Source organism: Bordetella sp. (assembly GCF_057362025.1).
On the sequence record NZ_JBMQQZ010000008.1, the window covers coordinates 1 to 19,905 of the forward strand.

The 19,905-nt window shown below is 65.7% G+C and carries 13 protein-coding genes; 3 read left to right on the top strand and 10 right to left on the bottom strand.

Going from position 1 to position 19,905, the window contains the following annotated elements; translation table 11 throughout:
* Positions 1 to 1,072: alpha-hydroxy acid oxidase (locus ACO1P8_RS03150; RefSeq protein ID WP_486294474.1), on the bottom strand; the 1,072-nt coding region annotated here is incomplete at its 3' end.
* 105 nt (positions 1,073 to 1,177) lie between these two features.
* On the opposite strand from ACO1P8_RS03150, the gene ACO1P8_RS03155 reads away from it, so the two are divergent.
* A complete protein-coding gene (locus ACO1P8_RS03155; RefSeq protein ID WP_486294475.1) occupies positions 1,178 to 2,095 on the top strand; it encodes a LysR family transcriptional regulator in 918 nt (305 codons plus the stop codon).
* A 160-nt stretch (positions 2,096 to 2,255) separates the two neighbouring features.
* Here ACO1P8_RS03155 and ACO1P8_RS03160 read toward each other — a convergent pair whose 3' ends face one another.
* The 7 genes from ACO1P8_RS03160 to ACO1P8_RS03190 all read right to left on the bottom strand — a co-directional run bounded on the left by ACO1P8_RS03160 (position 2,256) and on the right by ACO1P8_RS03190 (position 14,413).
* Positions 2,256 to 3,302 (bottom strand): hypothetical protein, encoded by a 1,047-nt coding sequence (locus ACO1P8_RS03160; RefSeq protein ID WP_486294476.1) that lies wholly within the window; start codon positions 3,300 to 3,302, stop codon positions 2,256 to 2,258.
* Between the two features lie 206 nt (positions 3,303 to 3,508).
* On the bottom strand, positions 3,509 to 4,801 hold the full coding sequence (locus ACO1P8_RS03165) for an O-antigen ligase family protein (protein ID WP_486294477.1): 1,293 nt from the start codon (positions 4,799 to 4,801) through the stop codon (positions 3,509 to 3,511).
* A 128-nt stretch (positions 4,802 to 4,929) separates the two neighbouring features.
* Positions 4,930 to 5,907, bottom strand: a complete 978-nt coding sequence (locus ACO1P8_RS03170; RefSeq protein WP_486294478.1) for a glycosyltransferase family 9 protein — start codon at positions 5,905 to 5,907, stop codon at positions 4,930 to 4,932.
* Positions 5,908 to 6,233: 326 nt separating this feature from the next.
* Positions 6,234 to 8,882, bottom strand: coding sequence for an AAA family ATPase (locus ACO1P8_RS03175; RefSeq protein WP_486294479.1), 2,649 nt, complete (start codon positions 8,880 to 8,882; stop codon positions 6,234 to 6,236).
* On the bottom strand, positions 8,879 to 10,075 hold the full coding sequence (locus ACO1P8_RS03180; RefSeq protein WP_486294480.1) for a metallophosphoesterase family protein: 1,197 nt from the start codon (positions 10,073 to 10,075) through the stop codon (positions 8,879 to 8,881). Before ACO1P8_RS03180 ends, ACO1P8_RS03175 begins: the two co-directional genes overlap by 4 nt.
* Before the next feature lie 78 nt (positions 10,076 to 10,153).
* A complete protein-coding gene (locus tag ACO1P8_RS03185; protein WP_486294481.1) occupies positions 10,154 to 11,218 on the bottom strand; it encodes a hypothetical protein in 1,065 nt (354 codons plus the stop codon).
* A gap of 363 nt (positions 11,219 to 11,581) precedes the next feature.
* On the bottom strand, positions 11,582 to 14,413 hold the full coding sequence (locus ACO1P8_RS03190; RefSeq protein ID WP_486294482.1) for a hypothetical protein: 2,832 nt from the start codon (positions 14,411 to 14,413) through the stop codon (positions 11,582 to 11,584).
* Between the two features lie 487 nt (positions 14,414 to 14,900).
* On the opposite strand from ACO1P8_RS03190, the gene ACO1P8_RS03195 reads away from it, so the two are divergent.
* Both ACO1P8_RS03195 and ACO1P8_RS03200 read left to right on the top strand, forming a co-directional pair.
* A complete protein-coding gene (locus tag ACO1P8_RS03195) occupies positions 14,901 to 17,426 on the top strand; it encodes a glycogen/starch/alpha-glucan phosphorylase (protein WP_486294518.1) in 2,526 nt (841 codons plus the stop codon).
* A gap of 146 nt (positions 17,427 to 17,572) precedes the next feature.
* Entirely contained in the window at positions 17,573 to 18,148 is a 576-nt protein-coding gene (locus ACO1P8_RS03200; protein WP_486294483.1) for a BPSL1445 family SYLF domain-containing lipoprotein, read from the top strand.
* Between the two features lie 55 nt (positions 18,149 to 18,203).
* Here ACO1P8_RS03200 and ACO1P8_RS03205 read toward each other — a convergent pair whose 3' ends face one another.
* Positions 18,204 to 18,440 (bottom strand): hypothetical protein, encoded by a 237-nt coding sequence (locus ACO1P8_RS03205; protein ID WP_486294484.1) that lies wholly within the window; start codon positions 18,438 to 18,440, stop codon positions 18,204 to 18,206.
* A 181-nt stretch (positions 18,441 to 18,621) separates the two neighbouring features.
* Positions 18,622 to 19,896: a M28 family peptidase gene (locus tag ACO1P8_RS03210; protein WP_486294485.1), complete on the bottom strand. Its 1,275-nt coding sequence runs from the start codon at positions 19,894 to 19,896 to the stop codon at positions 18,622 to 18,624.
* Between the last annotated feature and the right edge of the window lie 9 nt (positions 19,897 to 19,905).

The following is a 19,905-nucleotide window of genomic DNA, read 5'->3' on the forward strand; positions in this document are numbered from 1 at the left end:
CCAGGAAAGCCATGCGCGCGCCCAGCGCCAGCGCTTTCAACACGTCGGAGCCCCGCCGGAAGCCGCCATCGATCATGACAGGGTAAGCGGGTCCAAGCGTGTCCACCACCCGCGCCAGCACGCGCAGCGGCGAGGCCGCGCCGTCGAGCTGGCGGCCGCCGTGATTCGAAAGAATCACGCCATCCGCGCCGATCTGTCGCGCGATGCCCGCGTCCTCCACGCTGACAATGCCTTTGTCCACCAGCGGCCCTTGCCAGCGGCGCCGGATCGCGGCCAAGTGATCCCAGCTCAGGTTATCGCGAGCGGAAAAGTCCCTCAGGACATTGGACGAAAGGATGGGGGCGCCGCGCGTGGCGAAGGAATTTTCGAAATGCGGCATACCGTGCCGCGCCAGCGTGGGCAGGACGGTCTTCAACAACCAGCGTGGGCGTACCAGGCCGTCCCAGGCCAGGCGCAGGCTGGGCCGCAATGGGGTGGAGAAACCGGTGCGCACATTGTTCTCCCGGTTGGCCGAGATGGGAATATCCACCGTCACCACCAGGGTAGCGAAACCGGCACGGGCCACGCGATCGACGAGCGCGTCGATGCGCGCCTGGTCGCCCGGCAGATAGGCCTGGAACCAGGTGCCCGGACAAGCCTGGACGACCTCTTCCATCGGTATCAGCGACGTTGCGCTCATGATCGCCGCGATGCCGGCCGCGCGTGCCGCGCGCGCCAGCACCAGATCGCCGCGGTACGTGGACAGCGCCGCGATGCCCATGGGCGCGATCCCGAAAGGCGTCGCGTAACGCTCGCCGAACAGTTCCACCGCCTGGGAACGCTGCGACACATCGCGCAGCACCCGGGTCACGAAGGCGTATTCGTCGAATACCGCGCGGTTGTCGTCGCGCGAGGCATTCTCTTCCGCCGCCCCGGCGATGTAGCCGAAGATGGGACGCGGCAGGCGCCGACGCGCGGCGTGCTCGAAATCCCCCAGCGACAGCATGCGAGCCAGGATGGCGGGCGGCCGGGGACAAGGCGAGGAAAGCGCCGCGCGCGGGCTGGCGGGCGCGGATTCGAGAGCGGAAGGCATGGCGTTCGTAAGCAATGAAGACCGGGAGCCACTTTATGCCAGGCTCGTTATCGCTAAAAGCGATATATTTCGAACTTCTCATTTCGCTTTTTTCGAAGTTATCCCATGGCCCTGCCTTCCGTCAAACAGCTGGAAGCATTCTGGTGGGCGGCGCATTGCGCCAGCTTTGCCACCGCCGCCGAACGCATCCACCTGTCGCTCTCGGCGCTGTCCAAACGCCTGAGCGAGCTGGAATCCGCCGTCGGGCAACCGCTGTTCGATCGCAGCGGCCAGAAAGCCATCCTGACAGAGACGGGACGCCGCCTGCTGCCCGTCGCCTTGCAGGTGCTGGACGCGGCGGCCGCCTTTGAGCGGCACACGGCCGACACGCCGGCGCTGCGGGGCCGTTGCCGCTTCGGCGTCGGCGACCTGTCCGCGCTGACGTGGCTGCCGGCCCTGGTGGCGCGCGTCAGACAGGAGCATCCCGACCTCGAACTGGAACCCTACGTCAACGTCGGCGGAGTACTGGAACAGCGCCTGGCCGATGGCGAACTGGACTTCGCCGTCATCGCCGGCCTGTCGCCGCGCAGCGAACTGGTGTCGCAGTCCGTCGGCGGCGCCCGCTTCGAATGGGCCGCCGGCGGTGCACGGGCGGCCCGGCCGGGCAGGACGACGGTCGCGGAATGGTTGCGCCGCTATCCGCTCGTCACGCTACCCGCGGACGCGGGCACCACGCGCCTGCTGGATGACTGGCTGCTCGAGCACCAGGCGGCGGTGCAAGAGCGCATCGTCTGCAATAGCTGGGTCGCGGTGGCCGGGATGATCGGTGCCGGCGTGGGTGTCGGTTTCCTGCCGGCCGGCTGGCCGGCGCGCTTGAATCTGCACCGCATCGGCGGGCGGTCTCCGCTGCGACCGTTGCAATATGCCTTCCAGTGGCGGCGCGGCGATACCCGTGCTTTGCTGCCCAGCATGCGCGCGATGGTGACTTCGACCATCGATTTCACACATGCGCCGTGTATCGGCGCCAGCCGTGCACTCCGGTGATCCGAAAGTCGGCGCCCAACCTGCCGGTCACTGCCGACAGTCCCGACAAACCGCCACGGAGCGAGGAACGCCAAGGCCCGGCGTGCTACGAACCACCCCATGAAATCACACGAACACTTCAATATGGGATATTCATGCGCGTGATGGTCGAGACATCGCCCTACTGCACGCGAATGGCGTCGCCGTAGCGTTCCAGCCACTCGCGCATCATGATGCCATTCATGCCATACACCTTGCGGTAGTAGGCGGCTTCCCATTCCGGGCAAGCGTGCGGCTGCCGCGCCAACTGGATCTCCAGCGCGGCGCAGGCGGCCTCGGGGCAGCTGTGCCCGCTGATGCGACTTAACGGTGTGACCATTGCCGCCTGGACTTCGTCGACGAAATCCAGGCAGCCGCCCACGAAACGCCGGCTTTCCTCATCGCTGGACGACTCTTTGTCGACCATGATGCGCACCAGCTTGGACACCATGGATTCCGGAACGCCGCGATACCGCGCATAGGGCAGGATCCACACGGGGTGGTAATGCGTATTGCCCAGCAAATGGGTATAGGCCTGGAAGTGCGCGATGGCCATTTCGTGCGCCAGCGCCGCGCATTGCCCCCAGGCGCCCTGCCCCCAGGCATGGAGCAGATTGCCCAGCAAGGACGGGCTGCAGGCCTTGCGGCGATAGAGAAGGTGCAGGAACCGGTGGCGGCCGATTTCCTGCCGTACGCGCGCGAGGCGGTCCGCACCCTGGATATCGTGCGAGGTATAGAGCCGATGCAGAAAGAGCAGATCCCGCAAGGGCAGCGGTTCGACCGGCGCCAGCGGATTGCGATGCCCCGCCTCATGCAGCAGGTGAATGGCGATGGTAAGGCCGTTCAGTTCGTCCCACGTGCGGTAATGGACGCCTAGCTTGATGGAGGTACCGGGAACCAGGGTATAGATCCGGCAGATCTCCGCCTCGCGGTCACGAGCGGTAAGACGCGCCCCGCCACGGCCCACGATGCGCGCGTAGCGTCCGGCATCGACCTGGGTCATGGTCAGGAGGGACTCGCGGATGGCATAGATGTCGACGTCGGCGTCCTCACTGCCCAAGCCTTCGACGAATCCGCCGCCGGCGAAAGCGGCATCCTTATCCGTGAGGTACGTATTTCCAAGCACGAAACTGCGCTCCAGGGCGAGCGAACTCGCGAGCTGCAGTTGTTCTTCAGTGAACTTGCCCATAGCGTCTCCGACAGGTAAGGCGCGCAGGAGGCGCGCCGATCGGCACCGTGGCGTGCGGAGCAGGCGTACATGTCACACGGCGTGACCGCATCCGCTACGGAAAACCTTGGGCAAGTTTGCAGAATCGTTACGCCACTGTTCCCTTTTCGAGAAAGAATCGGACGAAACTGGAAGCCCCTGCGGTGTCCGGGGCCTGCGCAGAACCGTCAGGATCCAGCCGGTGGCGCAACCTCCGGCCGGGCGCTGACGGCCCGCGCCGGACGCGGCGAGGTCAAGGCGTACAGCACCACCATCGTCACCGCGTAGATGGGCACGCTGCGCATGTTCCGGAACATCATTTCAGTCAGACTGAAAACGGTGTAGCCCAGACAGAACAGCAAACCGAGCTGCGCGCCCACATGGATGACCGGATCGGGGGAAAACAGGCGGCGATAAAAGGCGAGCGCCGGCAGCAGATAGAGGCAAAGCATGGCAATCAGGCCCACGGCACCATAACCGGCCATGGCCGCGATCAGGTCGTTGTGGGGCTCGCCGTAATCGCTGGCGACCAGTGGCGTAACGATTCCACGATCGCGCAGTTGTGCCAGGTTCTGGCGGAAATGGCGTGCACCCGTGCCGATCACGGGATGATCCAGGAACATCAGCCACGACGCGTGCCACAGCTGCATGCGTATGCCGACCGAGGTATCCCTGTCCGAGTCCTGCACATAGGCTTCGACATCCGAGGCGACTTGCTGCATGCGGCTGGTCTGCGAGTCCCACAGCGCCACCGAGCCGGCCGCCAGCACGACGATGAGGCCGGCAACGAACAAGGCCTTGGTCCTGCGCGACCAGTGTGCGCGGGACAACAGCACGACAAGGCCGAACACCGGCAGGAGCATCCAGCTGCTGCGGGTTTGCGAAAGCAGCGTGGCGTACAACGCGAGCACCGCCGCGAGGATTTTCAGCCAGCGCTCGAGGCGCGGCCACCGGCTTAAGGTCCACGGCAAGGTCAGCAGCGAAGCGAAGCCGAAGAATAGCGTCAGGTCGGCGAAGGCGACGGCGTTGTACCGGCCGCCGAAGTCGCTGACGGCGCCCCGCCCCAGGGCCGCGGTATGCATGATGACGATCAGCATGATGGAGCCGGCGAAGGCGCTGAACAGCAAGCTCCATTGGACCTGCTGCAGCCACCGCGGCGGCGCCCGCAACAGCAGCCAGCAGATCGGACAGGCCAGCGCGAAGCGGAAGAACTTCTCGAATTCGGAGGCGCTCCAGGCGCCCGGCACCAGGGCCGCGGTCAACAGCACCGAGGCCAACGGTGCGCACAGGGCCACAATGACAGGCGCCAATGAACGCCAATCCGCGGGCTCGAAGCCGCGCACGCTGTTATGGACGACGGCGACGATGGCGATCAGGCCCGTCACGTAGAGCAGCGCCGGACCGGCGGCGGCGCTGGTCAGGGCACACGCGGGAACTAACAGGGCGAGTATCGCCGCCAGGCGGAAATATAGCGAAGGCATAAGCTCAAATCATAGAATGGGGCAGTACCGACTCATACATCCCATGCATGGTTTGGGCTGCTTCGATAGTGCGACGCAAGCTTGCCACTTGCGATGGAAGGGATCAAGCGTCCGGGGGGACGGCAGCGTCACGCCGCGTTCCACGGAGGCGCGACGGGGTTCCGGCGGTCGTCCTGCTGCAGGCGGCGGAACGCCCACATGACGCTGCGAGGCGACAGCCAGTGCCGCCAAAGACGGTCGCGCCAGCGTCCCCCGGGTATATAGGCGGGATAGACGATCCGCGAGGTCGCCCAGGCCGGTCGCCAGGCCTTGGTGCGTGTGGGACGGCCGGTGACCGACAGCGTGGGCACGCCCAGGTTGGAAGCCAGGTGCCCCAGGCCGGATTCGTTGCCGATGAACCAGCCGGAAGCGTGGATCAGCGACGCGACTTCGGACAAGGACGCCAGTTCCGGTACCTTCAGGCCTGCTTCCCGCAGGAACAGCCAGTCGGACCGCTCATGGGGCGCCACCACGAAATTGGGTTCGTAGCCGTCTTTCAGCAAACGCACCCCCAGCGCTTCGAAGTGATGGGGGGCCCAGCAGCGCAGCGCTTCGGTGGAGGTGGGATGCAGGACGATGCGCCCGGGGCTGGATCGATGAGCGTCCCGATTCAGAGGCTGCAAGGCGTTATGCGTCGTAGCCCCGTGCATGCCGAGCTCATCGCGACAGAAATCGCGGATCTGGAACAGTTTGACGAACCCGCGGCCGGTCACCACGACATGGGCGTCGTAGTAGAAATAGCGCTCGTTATAGTCATGCAGCGTGTAGGGCCAGCCGATATGCATCTGCCCGACGCAATCGTACGCCGCCAGGGTTTCCCGCGCCTGCGCCTGCGGCAACGACGGGCGTACATCCATGGTCGGAAACCATTCCCGCAACGCGTAAACGTAGTCTCCGAAAACCGTCACCTGCCTGCCGTGCAGCACCAGGTTCTGCGCCAGCGTCATCATGAGCAGCGTGTCGCCGAGCCGTGGCGCCATGAGCAGCGCGACGCGACCGGCTCCGCGCAAGCCGCTTAGCGCTCGAGCCTTGTCGTACGGGGGCATATCGCCGGAGGGTTTGGGCATAGTCCTACTATTCCAAAGGGAGCCGTAGTTCCGTCATGAATGATTTTAGGAGTTTGCCTGGATTAGTGTTACTGGTTGTGACTTTTCAAATCGCTTTATGTCGCCTTCTCGCGACACAACGACATTACACGCAGTCTCCGTCCCGCGCGAAGCGGAAGCGGATTAGTGAAAACCCGGACACGACCGCGCCGGCCAGCTGGCACCAATATATCGGGATGAGGGCAGTTTACCGCGAACCCGTACGGCTTCCCGTAACGCCAAGGCGTGCATAAGTAACTTCATACGATCCACGATCGCCGTATGACCGAAACGTCCCTCTTTTGGCGTCATGCGGCGCTGTCCCCCAGCGGTCTTGGCGCGACGCCGATATCGCGCCAGTCCGAGGGGTGGCAGGTAAACAACAGGATCTGATGACGGGTGCCCGCATCGAAAAGCGCCCGCTTCATCTGGGCGAGGCGGTCGTCGTCACTATGAACCAGGGCATCGTCCAGAATGATCAGCGTGGGCCGGCCGGCTTCACGCAACAGGTCGGCATAGGCCAGCCGGGCGATGACGCCCATCTGTTCTCGCGCTCCGAAGCTCAGTGCATCGAAGGCGCTGCTCTCCGGCCCCCGATGCCCGGTACGCGTCAACGCACCCGGCATCAGGTTTTCGTCGATCTCGATGCGCGCCTGCGGAAACAGCAGGTCGACATAATGTTGCAGGCCGTGCCGCAAGGGCGCCTGCAGGCGTTGTGTCAGCGCATCGCGCTTATCGCGCAGCAACACCAGCAGATGGTCGAGAGCGCGCGCCCGCTGCCCCAATTCCTGTGCCTGCCGCTGCGCCTGCGCCAAATCGCGCGCGGCCTCCGCGACACGTTCGTCCAGGCCTTGCGCGCCGGCCACCTGCAGTTCGGCCTCCAGGCGGAACAAGGCATCGCGCCGCTCGGTGTGGCGCTTTTCGTGCTGCTCGGCGCTACGGCGATAACGCTCGATATCCTGTCGAAGGATGTCCGGACGCGATTGCGCCACCTGGCGTTCCAATGCGTCGGCCCTGGTCAGGGCGGCATGGCGCTGCGCGCTGGCATGCGCGAGCTCGCGTTCCGCCTCGGCCTGCCGGGCGGCACGTCCTTCGGTTTCCAGCGCCGCGTGGGCGATGTCCCGCTCGCGCTGCGCGGCTTCGACCCGTGCCTTCGCCTGACCTTCGGCCACTTGCGCCGCATGCAATCCCGCCGTGGCTTGGCGCAGGGCATCCTCCGCCGCCGCGGCCGCCGCTTCCGCTTGCGCCACGGAAACTTCTTCTACCGTGCCATCCTCGCGGGCAGGCTCGCGGCCAAGATCGGCATCCATGTCGGCGATGCGCGCCTGGGCATCGGCCAATTCGGCCCGCAGCGCCTCGATGCCACGCGGCGCCAGCCCCTTCAGCGTCGCTTCGGCGTTGCGGGCTTCGGCCAGATGGCCGGCATGCGCCCGAAGACGCGCCTCGGCGTCTTCCAGGCTGGCGATACCCGCTCCCTGCAGCAGATCCTGCCGCCGCGCCGTCCATTTATCCTGTTCGCGCCGAAGGGCAGCCAGATCGGCGCCGCCCGGGATGATTTCCAATTGGCCCAGTCCCGGCAAGCCCAGGATGGTGGGCGCGATCAATTGGCGTTCGCCCTCCCCGCCTACCGCTTCGCCGCCCACGTCGATCCGCGCCGCGCCGGCCAGCCGGTAGCGCAGCCTGGTCGCCACGCCGGCGCGGCGGAGCTCCAGTTCGCGCAGCGCCAGATCGGCTTCGCGCAGGCGCCGCACGGTGTCCTCGTCGACACGAGAGACCGATGCCTGCCGGCGATGCTCGATCAGGCGCGCCTGTTCCGCTTCGGCCTGCATCACCGCCTGTTTGGCGGCGTCCGCCCTGGCTTGGGTGATGCCGCGCTCGCGCGCCAGTTGCCGGCGCGCATCCACTTGCCGCACGCCCTGAAGCCGTTGCCGGGCGACGGACAGCGCAGCCTCTGCCTGTTCGAGCTGGCGGCGCCATGGATCGACCTGGGCGACCGCGGCCGCATGCGTGGCCGTCGCGCGATCGAGGGCCTCCTGGCGCGCGCGCACGGCCCGTTCTTCCGCGGCGAAGGCCTCCAGCCGGCTACGCGCCAGCTCCGCGCTGCTTTCCCAGCGTCCCGCCTGGGTCTTTTCCATCCCCAGCGCGTCCTGCAAACCCTGGATTTCCCGCAGCGTATCGGCGGCGGCTTGCTCTTGCGCGCGAAACGCCGCCCAGGGCTGCTCCGCGGCATCCTGCTGATGGTCGCGGCGCAGCGTCGCCAACTGATCTACCTTGTGGCGGTATTCGGCGATTTCGGCCTGCAGCCCGGCCAGGACGGATTGCAGCTCGGCCGATTTTTCCAGTGCCGCGGCATAAATGCCCTTGGGCTTGCCCGCGGAAGGCGTCAGCAAGGCATCCCGCGCGGCCTGCACTTCGGCGATGACGTCGTCACCCTGCGTGCTGGCAACCTCGCCGATCGACGCATCGAGTGCCGTGCGCAGATGGCCCGTGGCGTGCGCCACGGACTCGCGGATGTCCTGCCCGCTGCCCTGCTGTATCCACAACAACCCGGGGATGCCCCAGTGCTCGGCCTTGCTGGCGCCTTTGCCGGCATGCTGGAAACCGAGCAGCGCGGCCAGCGCTTCCTCGGCCTCCGCGCCATCGAGTACGCGCGATCCCGTCCGCAGTTCGCACCGTTTGCGCGCGAGAAAGCGCTTCATCAACTGGTACTGCTGGCCATCGTGCTCGAAGGCGACGGTGACGGCGGGCGAAGCGGAGGGATCGTCCCAGGGACGGAATTCTTCCGCCGCGCTGGACCGGAACCGCTCGAAGAACGCGGCGCGGATCGCCGCGACGATTGTGCTTTTCCCGGCTTCGTTGGGGCCGGAGAAAAGATTGATGCCTTCCTGCAGGTCGCCGATTTCGATGGCGTCGCGGAATTGCTTGAATTGCTCGATGCGGATATGGGTGAGTTTCAAGGCGCACCTGTCGCCAGGAGAGAGCCCGGGCCCGGGTCGCCGCTCGCAGCCGCGCCGGGACCTGGGTCGCTGGCGGCGTCCGGCCGGCCGGCGCGCCGATCCAGTATGCCGGCCAGCAGCGCCAGCGCATCCCGCGCGACCTGGTTATCCGGGCCGTCCTGCTCGCCGCGCAGGGCCGCGATGACCTCGCCCAGATAGCCGTCCGCCTGCAAGCCCTCGATGTCCTGCTCGGTCGGACGCAAGGTCAGCGCCGATAAATCCGCGAGCAAGGCACGGGTGGCGCCCCGCGCCTGCCCGATCGCCTGCTGCAGACGCCGGTAACCGTCCAGGTCCACTTGTCCGGAACAACCCAGCTGTACGACGTCCTTGGCGCCGAACGCCTGCAGCCGCGAGACGGCGTCGCCCACATCGCTGGAGACCTGGAGGTTCAGCGTCTCCGTGCGCCAGCAATAGGCGCCGGTAGCCAGCGGCGTAACGACCGGTGCGGCACCGGGCCCGTCGATCTCGACCAGTAGCGCATGGCCCGAGGTATTGCCGCGGAATCGATCGGTCTCGGGCGTACCGCTGTACCAGGTTCTATCGTCGATCTGGCGGTACCCGTGCCAGTCCCCCAGCGCAAGGTAATCCAGGCGCCCCAGGCGCGCGCGGTCCGCCCCGATGGGATTCGGCGAATCGATGTCATCGGCCAGGATCCCCTGGACGCTGCCATGCGCCATGCCCAGGCGCAGCAGGCCGGGCGCGGTATCCGCGCCGGCGAACCATTCCGTCAGGTCGGTATAGGTGTTGCGCTGGGTCAAGGGCGCGGGCAGGATCGCGACGCCATGGGCGGGCAGTAAAAGGGGTTGCGCCGCCAGACAGACATGGACGTGCGAGGGAATGGCATCGAGCCGCGCGGCACGGGTCCAGACGGATTCGCTGAGCGCGGCGTCGTGGTTGCCGGGTATGAGCACCCATGGCCCGCCGAAACCGGCCATGGCATTGAACAGGCGATGAAGCGTGCGGTCGGTGACGGTCTGCGCATCGAAAACGTCACCCGCCACCAGCACCATGTCGACGCGGTGCGCGGCGGCCGCGGCGGCTAGCCGTTCGACCGCCTGGAAGCGAGCATCGGCCAGGATCGCGGCATCGTCCGCGTCGAACTGGCCGAACAGCTTGCCGATCTGCCAATCTGAAGTATGAAGTACTCGAACCAAGGCGCGCTCGCTGAAAACTCCGAAGAGTTTAGCAGCCGCCCCGGTTCACCACGGATGATGGCGCGACCCGCCCAAGGCCTACGAGCGCCCGCCGCCCGGCGTGCCCGTGCCTTGGCGGCGCCGGTATTCTTCGAGGCAATCCTCCAGGTCCAGGTGCTCCAGGAAGTGCGCCATGTCCGGCGTGCACTGCTGCAATCGCAGCAGATCTTCGCTAAGTTGCCTGGCGGTAAGGGGATATGGGCTTTGGGGGTCGAGCGGGTTGTCCATGATGTACCGATCCACATTGAAGGGAATGCCCTGCGCCTCGAATGACGCGCGCGTTTCTTCGATGTGCTTTTTGATGGCGTTCACGGGAGCCAGGTCCGAGAGCCCTTTCATCCGCTGGTGTATGTCGGCGAAATCCGGATAGTGCCGGTCGCGATAGGCCATGTACCGTTCCCGTGCCACGATCAGTTCGGGATACTTCGCGCCGAGATCGCCAAGCGGCCCCAGGATGCGCCAGGGATTGTCATTGTTCTGCAGCGTCGATACCAGGCGCCTGGCGAGGGAGTCGTCGGTCTTGCCCAAGGGGGCGTTGAAACCTCGCCCGGCCTCGTCGGCGGTAACCCGGCTCTCGCGTTTCTCGACCAGGTACAGCAGTTTTTCATAGGTGATGTCCGAGCCCGAAAAACGAGCCATGATTCCGAGCAAATCGTCCTTGCGTATCAGCCTGGCGACGTCCTGGACCAGGTCGGCCGAAGCAGGCTGCAATGGCACCGGCGTACTGGACGGAGCGGACGTACCGGACGAAGCGGACGAAGCGGACGAAGCGGATTTGCGCGGCCGGCCCACGCACGCGTCGTGGACGGCGTCGTAAGCGTGCCGGCACCGGTGGCCTGTGGCGGTCACGCCTTCGTAGACGGCATCGCGCATCATGCCGACCGCGTCCATGACCCTGGCCGCGACACGCCGGATGGGCGCCGCGACACCGTCCGTCGCGGGGGTATGCGACGGTATGTCCGAGCCGGCATCCTGGCGAACGGCGCGTTCGGGCAGGACGGGAGGAGGCGCCGCGACATCGACGGGAAACAGGCTCGCGGGCGCGGATACCGGACGATCGGATGCGGGTTGAAGTCCCGGAGCCAGGACGTCGAACGTACCCATCCGATACGCCAACACCCCTTTTCCGGGAAAACCGGCCCCCTGCCTGGCGGCATTGGCAACGCCGCATTCCCCTTCCGGCCGCAACGTCCGCGGTGGCCGACCCGCACTGCCGGCGGACTCGGCGGCCTGGTGGCGAACGGCGCCACGCACTTTCACGTCCACGATCCTGCGCGCGGATCCCCCTCTTTGGCTGGGTGCAAAGCGGCGGATGGATGCCTTTCGCCGGCCCGGCTGTGCCTGATAGGCGCCATCCGGTTTTTCCGGCGCCGATGGCGGCCCGGACGGCACTTGACTGGTATGGACGACGAGGCTTGCTGCAGACGGCATGAAGTGAATTCCGCTATGGAGGTAGAAAACGAAGTGTCAGGCGCCTACCGCGGCGATCGGCATGCGGTCGCCGGAATACGCACGGAAAGCACCGAATCCCGCCGTAGTAACGGTCGTCCCGGTGACGTTGCCTGTTGCCGCCGCCAGCGCCGGCAACAAACGCGCCTCCGGCGGCACTATCAGACTGGTTACGCGGCCAGCTGTCGGGTTGATACGCATCGCAAACGACAGAAGAACTTCAGTATCCGGATGATGGGTTTCCAGGCATGCCGACACATCCAGCCGATAGCCGCCCCGCGGCATTTCGCCAACACAGAATCGGATATGGCGCACGGCCTGCGGTTCCGGTATGCGCGCCCAGCGCCAGGCTTCTGGAAGTTCGCGTGCGTCGCACACGAAGTCGGCGGCGCCCTGCGCGACCGCCGACATCAGCCGCGTCAGCGCGACATCCGCCCCCTCGCCGAACCCGGCCAGCTTGAGAAGTTCGCTCTCCAGCGAAGATATCGGCTGCGGACTCAGTTCGTCGCCTGAAGCAAGCGCACGGGCGACGAGGGAAGGATACGGCTGCGATCCCGCAACCACCAGAGAGAGCTCGCCGCGCCGATATGCCGCGTCGCGGAAGTATTCGTCGACCCGCACCATACTTGGCGAACCCTGGGCCTTCGCCACGATGGCCTGCACGCCGGACGAATCCGGCAACGCCATCCTCATGCCGACCGCGGCCAGCAGCCGCGCCCGATGCATGGCCCCGCATAACGGCAACGCCGCGCGCAGCGATGGCTCGTACCTCAGGCCGAAGAACGGTGCGATATCGGCCAGGCAGGCGTCGTTCCAATAGGGATCGTTCGATCCCTGGCGTGCCGCGCCCAGCATGCCACCCGCGGCAAGGACACCGAAATGGCGCCCCAGGGAATCGAGCACGGATACCGCGATATCCAGCGATGCGAACCGCGGTTCGTCGTGAGCCGCGCCGCCATGAAGCGCAGCCGAGCGTATCTGGCGCAGCGCATCCTGCAGCCCGCCGATATGACGCCTGCCCTCTGTCCAATGCAGAGGCTGGCCGCCGTCCTTGCGATACAGCATCGTTCCAACTTCGCGATTGAGCCCGGGCGACACGGCATTGGCAGGATGGTCGGCCGGCCCGGCCCGGAACGCTGCCGTCATTTCGCGGCGTGCCATGTCTGCCAACGCGACCGAGGCGATGGCGCCGGCGAAAGCGCGTGGAGCCAGCGCCGGACCACGCAACAGGTCCGACAGTTGCGCCAGCCGGGCATCGACCGCAATGTCCGCGTGGGCCAGCCGGTGCCGGGCCTGCGCCGCAGCCGCGGGTGGGTCGAGCGCAAGGCCGGCGACCACCTGTGGATCGTCGATCTGGCGCAGATGCGCGAAGGTCTGGTCGTCCAGGCCGTCCAGCGTAAGGTCGCCCAGCACATTGCCAGGCTCGCCCGCCATGCGCAGGCTGGCGGCGGCACGCAGAATGGCGGCATCGACATGCGTGTCCTCACGCCAGGCCTGGGGATTGAAGGTACGAACCGCAAAGCGCTCGCAGCCCGCCAGCGCATCGCTCAATGCCAGCAGCGCATGCGCCGTGGCGATGCGCCTGTCCTGGCCCGCCGCCGCATCTACCTCGGAACGGGCGGCCTCGACGCTTTTACGCAAGGCGCCGAACCGCGCTTCGCAGGCATGGCGCAGCGGGCCGGACAGATGCGCGCGCTGCTCGGCGCTGCACTGTTCCTGATGCGCGCACATCGCCAGCAAGCGGTCCGTATCCACACGTTCCAGGAAGGCCGCCGCGGTCGGCTCTTTCATCAGCAAGACGGCGCAGGCGAATTGCTGTTCCGCCGCGGCGTTCAGTGCCGCCGGCTCGTCCGCTTCCTCCCAGTCGCTGTGCAGGTAGAGCCATCCCAGCGTATCGGCCATGCGCCGAATATCGCGCCACTCCCGATTCGCGACTTCCGCCGTCCGCACACCGGGCCGCACGGCGTTTTCGAACCGGGACACGGTTTCGACAATCTTGCGCTCCATGCACGACACGATGTGCAGACGCACCGCTTCGGACACCATATAGGTGTTCAGGCGCTCCCGACCGGCCTCGTGGGCCGGATCGCGCGGGGTATGGTCTATCGCGGTTTCCAGGATGTAGCGCGCCGCGCGCGCGTGGGACGGTACGCGGCCCGACAAGACGACGGCCAGGACCCGTGCCGACGCCGAGGGCAGGTTCTCGAGGCTTCCTTGCAGGTAATCGATGGGCGGCAGCCGTTCCTGGTATGCCGCTTCGCGCACCCCTTCTTCCAGCGAGAACCAGGCCCGGGCAATCAGCCGCGGGTCCGGCTGCGCCTGGCGCAGCTCGCCCGCCAGGGTCTCCAGGGATGCGCCTATACCTTGCCTGGCCAGTTCCCGTACGGCGGCGCGCTTCAGGACTGCCATGACGCCCTGTACATCCTGGCGATTGGTCTCGTCCATCACAACCCGGGATACCGCGCCCTCGAGCTCGTTCAAGCGATTGAAAATCAGCAGGCTGTCCTCGCGTGGGCAGTTCCGCATGAACACATCGATGAACGGCTGCGAGGTGCGTTCCCATGACGTGGCGAACTTCTGCGTCGCGACGATGCCCAGGATCTGGTGTAGCGCCGCCTTGGGATCGAGCGGCCCGCGGTCCTGCCCGGCCGCCAGCATGTCGAGCAGCGAATAGAACTGCCGGCGCAGTTTATTGGCCGCCTTGCGCGAACCGGAGCCCGCGCGCCCGGCGGATTGATCCGGCACGCCCACATACGACTGCGCCATGCTTTCCATGGCGGCCTGCACGACGGCGCCGAGGCGCTTGCGCGTACCGGCACGCTTCTGGAAGGGACGTTTCGCCGGGTCCATGGCGCGCATGCGATCCGCGGCGCCGTCTTGATGAATCGTTGATGAAACGGGGGAGCCGTGAATGGCAGCCATCGTTTGATTACCTGTGAGTCACCGCCGCACAGGGCGGAGGAAGAGCGTGATCGGGGCGGCGCTGCCGCCGGGCGGCCGCAGCGAAACGGTGAGTTCGAGTCTAGTGTCGGCGCCGACGGCGCGGTATAGGCGGACGCCGCACCCGCGCCCCGTGCCGGACTGTGGGACAGTGGGAAAAATTACCAGGCATCCGGACCTGCGCAGCCCGGCCGGGCATCCAGGCTGCTGCCGTGGCGGTTGCGCGATTCCGCGCGCCAGGCATCATGAGGGCGGCGGATAACGCTGCGATCTTGCTTGAACCTTGTTGCGGATTGTTCAGCCAGTAACCTTTCAAAGCGAATTCTTTTGGATTAGGATTTTTGTTTAACGGATCGAACGCAAGGAAGCCATCTTGAACGATCACGCCAATGCCACCATCGCCGCTGGTGAACAGGCCGCCCATGCCGCAGACGGCACCACGCCCGCGGGTACGCGCCCTGAACACGACCGGTCATCTCTATCGCGGGAATCCCTGAAAAGGGCTTTTCTGGACCACCTGCTGTACACCCAGGGAAAGTCCCTGGACATCGCGTCGAAGAATGATCTGTATCAGTCCCTTGCGCATACGGTGCGCGACCGCCTGGTTCCGTCATGGTTCGACACCACAGCTACCTATCAGAAACGTAACGCACGTACAGTGGCATATCTGTCGGCCGAGTTCCTCATGGGTCCCTATTTGGGCAACAACCTGCTTAGCCTGGGCATTTCACACGAGATCCGGCTGGCGATGAGCGAATTGGGCCTGGACCTGGACGAACTGCTGCGCCAGGAGGAAGAACCGGGGCTGGGCAACGGCGGCCTGGGCCGGCTGGCCGCGTGCTTCATCGAATCCCTGGCCACGCTGGAAGTACCCGCCATCGGCTATGGCATCCGCTACGAATACGGCATCTTCTACCAAACCATCATGGATGGCTGGCAGGTGGAGAACACCGACGCGTGGCTGCGCTATGGCAATCCCTGGGAGATACAGCACGCGGAATGGGCGGTTCAGGTCAAGCTCGGCGGACACACCGAGCAATACACGGACGATAGCGGACGCTTTCGCGTGCGCTGGGTGCCGGAGAAAACCGTCGCGGGGGTGCCCTTCGACTCACCCATACCCGGCTACCGGGTAGGCACGACCAATACCCTGCGGCTATGGCGGGCGGAAGCCACCGAGGCCTTCGATTTCCATGTTTTCAACCGCGGCGACTACCTGGGCGCAGTCAGCAAGAAGGTGACTTCGGAGAATTTGAGCAAGGTACTGTATCCGAATGACGAGAGCCTCCAGGGCAAGGAATTGCGGCTGGAACAGCAATACTTCTTCGTATCCTGCTCGTTGCAGGACATGCTGCGCCTGCAGCGGCAACGCGGCCAGCCCGTGACGTCGTTCCACAAGTCCTTCGCCATGCAGCTGAACGATACGCACCCGGCCATCGGGGTGGCCGAGCTGATGCGCCTGCTGGTGGACGAACACCTGGTACCGTGGGAACGCGCGTGGGACATCACGCGCCAGACATTTGCCTATACCAACCACACGCTGCTGCCGGAAGCGCTGGAGCGCTGGCCGCTGGAACTGTTCCGCCGCGTCCTGCCGCGCCATCTGGAAATCATCTACGAGATCAACGCGCGCTTCCTGAACGAGGCCCGCATTCATTTCTTCGGCGACGAAACCCGCATCGCCCGCCTGTCCCTGATCGACGAAACCGGCGAACGCTATGTGCGCATGGCACATCTGGCCTGTGTGGGCAGCCATGCAATCAACGGGGTCGCCAACCTGCATTCGGAATTGCTGAAACGCGACCTGCTGAAGGATTTCTACGCCATGTGGCCAGAGAAATTCGACAGCATGACCAACGGCGTCACGCCGCGCCGCTGGGTGGCATTGAGCAATCCGCGCCTGACCAAGCTGATCGGCCGCTGCATCGGCGAAGATTGGATCAAGGATTGGTCGCTGATATCGAACCTCGAACCCTACGCCGAGGACGCCGCGTTCGGCAGCGAATGGCGTGCCATCAAGCGGGCCAACAAGGTCGACCTGGCCGCAGTGATTCTGCGCAAGACCGGCATCCGTGTGGACCCGGACTCCATGTTCGACGTGCAGGTCAAGCGCATCCATGAGTACAAGCGGCAGCATTTGTCCGCCCTTCATATCGCCGCGCTTTACCATCGGCTCAAATCCCAGCGCAACCTGGATATTGCGCCCCGCACCTTTATCTTCGGCGGCAAGGCCGCGCCCGGCTATGCGCGCGCCAAGCTGATGATCAAGCTGATTACGTCGATCGGCGACGTCATCAATAGCGATCCGGACGTGCGCGACCGCCTGAAGGTGGTGTTCCTGCCCAATTACAGCGTGACCCTCGGGCAATGGGTGTACCCGGCGGCGGAATTGTCGGAACAGATCTCGCTGGCCGGGAAGGAAGCCTCCGGCACGGGGAACATGAAGTTCGCCATGAACGGCGCCCTGACCATCGGCACCATGGACGGCGCCAACATCGAGATCCGTGAAGAAGTAGGCGAAGACCAGTTCTTTTTGTTCGGCCTGACGGCCGAGGAAGTCTACGCAATGCGGCGGGAAGGATATCGCCCGCTGGACTACCTGTCCCGGGATCCGGAGCTGGGCGCGGTGCTGGATTTGATCCGGTCCGGCTTCTTTTCGCGGGGCGACAGCGAGCTGTTTGCACCGCTGCTGGACGACCTGCTGCATCACGACCCATACATGCTGCTGGCGGATTACAGCTCTTATGCGGCCTGCCAGGCGCGCGTGGACGAAGCCTATCGGGATACCCAGGCCTGGACACGCATGTCCGTATTGAATACCGCCCGCACCGGCAAGTTCTCCTCGGACCGCGCGATCCGGGAGTATTGCGAGCGGATCTGGAAAGCCCACCCCGTGCCGGTGGAGAAACTGTACGCGCGGTGAGTTGCAATCGGTAGGCGAATGTCGCCGTTGTTTGAATTGTTGTGGCGAATAATGGGTGCAGAGTGCGAGGCAGAGCAGCCACCACGCACTCCCAAACCGAGGCGGGCCGCGCCCGCTGCATTCGTACAACGCTGGGAGAACAAACAATGAATCGTCGAAATTTCGTGACTTTGCCGGCCGCCCTGATGCTCGCGACGGCCCTGGCTGCGTGCAGCACCACCGGGCCGAAATCGTCCGCGTCGCCTGCCGACAAGCGGCAGGAAATCAATAGCGGCGTCGATGCCACCTTGAGCCGGCTGTACAGCACGGTGAAAGGATCCCGCGAGATGGCCAACAACGCCAAGGGCATCCTCGTGTTCCCGAACGTGCTGCAGGCCGGCTTCGTGGTGGGCGCCCAATACGGCGAAGGCGCCCTGCGCGTGGGCAACGCGAACGCCGGGTACTACAGCATGACTTCCGGCTCGATCGGATGGCAGGCTGGCGCGCAGTCGCGCGCGGTGGTCATTATGTTCATGACCCAGGAAGAACTGACCAAATTCCGCAATAGCAAGGGCTGGAGCGCGGGCGCGGATGCATCCGTGGCGGTGGCGAAGATCGGCGCGAATGGCGCGGTGGACACCAATACCGCCAAGCAATCGGTCGTCGCCTTCTTCCTGACCAACGCCGGCTTGATGGCAGACCTGTCGATCCAGGGCACCAAGATAAGCAAGCTGGACCTGTAGCGCGGACTGTCGCCCCCCGGCTGAAGGCAGTCGCCGGGTAATGGGCGGCGCCGGGCTACACCGGAATCCGTTGCACCATGGTCGCCGGCTCGGTTTCCGGCGAGGCGGCATCGAGGCATTCGACGATTACCTCGTCGGATGCCTCGCGTTTGCGGCGCGGTCCCGGAACGCTTTCGAACGCGGCGATCAGGGTATGGCACGCGCAGGCAGCCGGCTGGCTGTCGACGGGAGGGTCCATCCACGGATGGGACGTCCGCGGAGCGGCGGATGTGGCGCTGAATGTCGCGGTCATTCCCTTACTTTCCTGGTGCGGCCGAAATGGCGAAAGGCGAAAGTCTAAGCACACCGTCGCGGCCGCCCGCCAAGGCGCGGCATTTTTCAGTCCAATTCACCCTCGGATACCGACCGCTTTCTTCGGCGATCCTGTTCGCCGCGCGCTTGGGATGGGGATTCCACATGCGCCGGCACGTCGCTCATCGGCGCGCCAGTGCCTGCAAGTCGCCCTGCGGCAGCGTAAGCGCCCGCCACGCCATGGCGCAGGTTGCCCGCAGCGCGCTACGCAGCTCGCTTTCCTGCACGACTGCCTCGATGTCCCCGGGCGAGAGGATGTTGTTGACCGCGGATTCGGGACGATCGAATCCCGCCACCAGCCTCAGTGCCGGTATGCCATGGGCCGCGAAGTTCGCATGGTCCGAATTCGGCATGAGCGGCAGATACGTGGACAGCGGAACGCCGGCATCCGCGCCAGCCTGCGAGACGAAGGCCGCCAGCGCCGGGAAATCGCTGATCAGGGCCGTGAGATGGCTGTCGCCGCCGACCGTGTCCAGGTTGATATTGAGCTTCAGCGATTGCCGCTGGCCGGGATCCATATCGTCCAGGTAACGCCGCGATCCCGCCAGGGCCCATTCTTCCGCGGTGAACAGGCAGACCTGCAGGCCATGGGTATGCGCCGATATGCGGGGCGCCAGGGCGCGCGCGGCGGCTAGCGCCACGGCCACGCCGGTCGCGTTGTCCAGGGCGCTGCTACCGAGGTCGTGACCGTCCATGTGCGCGCTGATGACGATACGGCTGTCCGTGCCCCCTGGGATGTCGAGAATGGCCAGGTCGGCCATTGCGCCTTCATCCTCCTGCCCCTCGATGCGCAGGTGGACCCGCGCGGGGCCGGTGGCGGCGGCGCGCGCCAGGACCTGCCCTGTCACGTCGTCGAGATAGGCGGCGGGAATGCCCGCGCCGCCGCGCGGACGCCCGGACGAACCGGACAACAGCCCGCCATCAGGCAGCGGATTGGCGATCAGGAAGGCCACTGCCCCGCGTTCGACGGCCAGGTCGTACTTACGGCGGCGATGCATGTGGCCTGGGGAAAACGGATATTCATGCCGCACCAGCACGATCTTGCCGCGTACGGCGTCGCCGGCGCGATCGAAATCTTCGGTGCGTCCTGCTCCCAGGTCGAGCAGATCGCCTTCCAGGCCCTCCGGCGGGGTCGAGGCGGACCGCAGAAGCCCGCGGCATGCCAGCGCCTGGGGTTGCCCGACCAGTGCCAGGCTGGCGCGACTGGCACGCCAGCCGTCATAGGGCACCTGCAGCCGTTTGGCTTCGCCGCCGGTCTGGCGCATGCGGCTCAAGGCCCATGCAATGGCGGCGGTGTCCTGCCCGCTACCGGACAAGCGTCCGCCGAAGGCGCAAATCGCGTGAAAATCGTTCATCAGCGCGGCATCGGCCGCGGCGTCGTCCAGCCAGGGAGTCATGCGCCAGCC

Bases quoted from the DNA above. Each gene is read 5' to 3' on its own strand.
- ACO1P8_RS03155 (WP_486294475.1), top strand. From the start codon at position 1,178: ATGGCCCTGCCTTCCGTCAAACAGCTGGAAGCATTCTGGTGGGCGGCG.
- ACO1P8_RS03160 (WP_486294476.1), bottom strand. From the start codon at position 3,302: ATGGGCAAGTTCACTGAAGAACAACTGCAGCTCGCGAGTTCGCTCGCC.
- ACO1P8_RS03165 (WP_486294477.1), bottom strand. From the start codon at position 4,801: ATGCCTTCGCTATATTTCCGCCTGGCGGCGATACTCGCCCTGTTAGTT.
- ACO1P8_RS03170 (WP_486294478.1), bottom strand. From the start codon at position 5,907: ATGCCCAAACCCTCCGGCGATATGCCCCCGTACGACAAGGCTCGAGCG.
- ACO1P8_RS03185 (WP_486294481.1), bottom strand. From the start codon at position 11,218: ATGGGTACGTTCGACGTCCTGGCTCCGGGACTTCAACCCGCATCCGAT.
- ACO1P8_RS03190 (WP_486294482.1), bottom strand. From the start codon at position 14,413: ATGGACCCGGCGAAACGTCCCTTCCAGAAGCGTGCCGGTACGCGCAAG.
- ACO1P8_RS03200 (WP_486294483.1), top strand. From the start codon at position 17,573: ATGAATCGTCGAAATTTCGTGACTTTGCCGGCCGCCCTGATGCTCGCG.
- ACO1P8_RS03205 (WP_486294484.1), bottom strand. From the start codon at position 18,440: ATGACCGCGACATTCAGCGCCACATCCGCCGCTCCGCGGACGTCCCAT.
- ACO1P8_RS03210 (WP_486294485.1), bottom strand. From the start codon at position 19,896: ATGACTCCCTGGCTGGACGACGCCGCGGCCGATGCCGCGCTGATGAAC.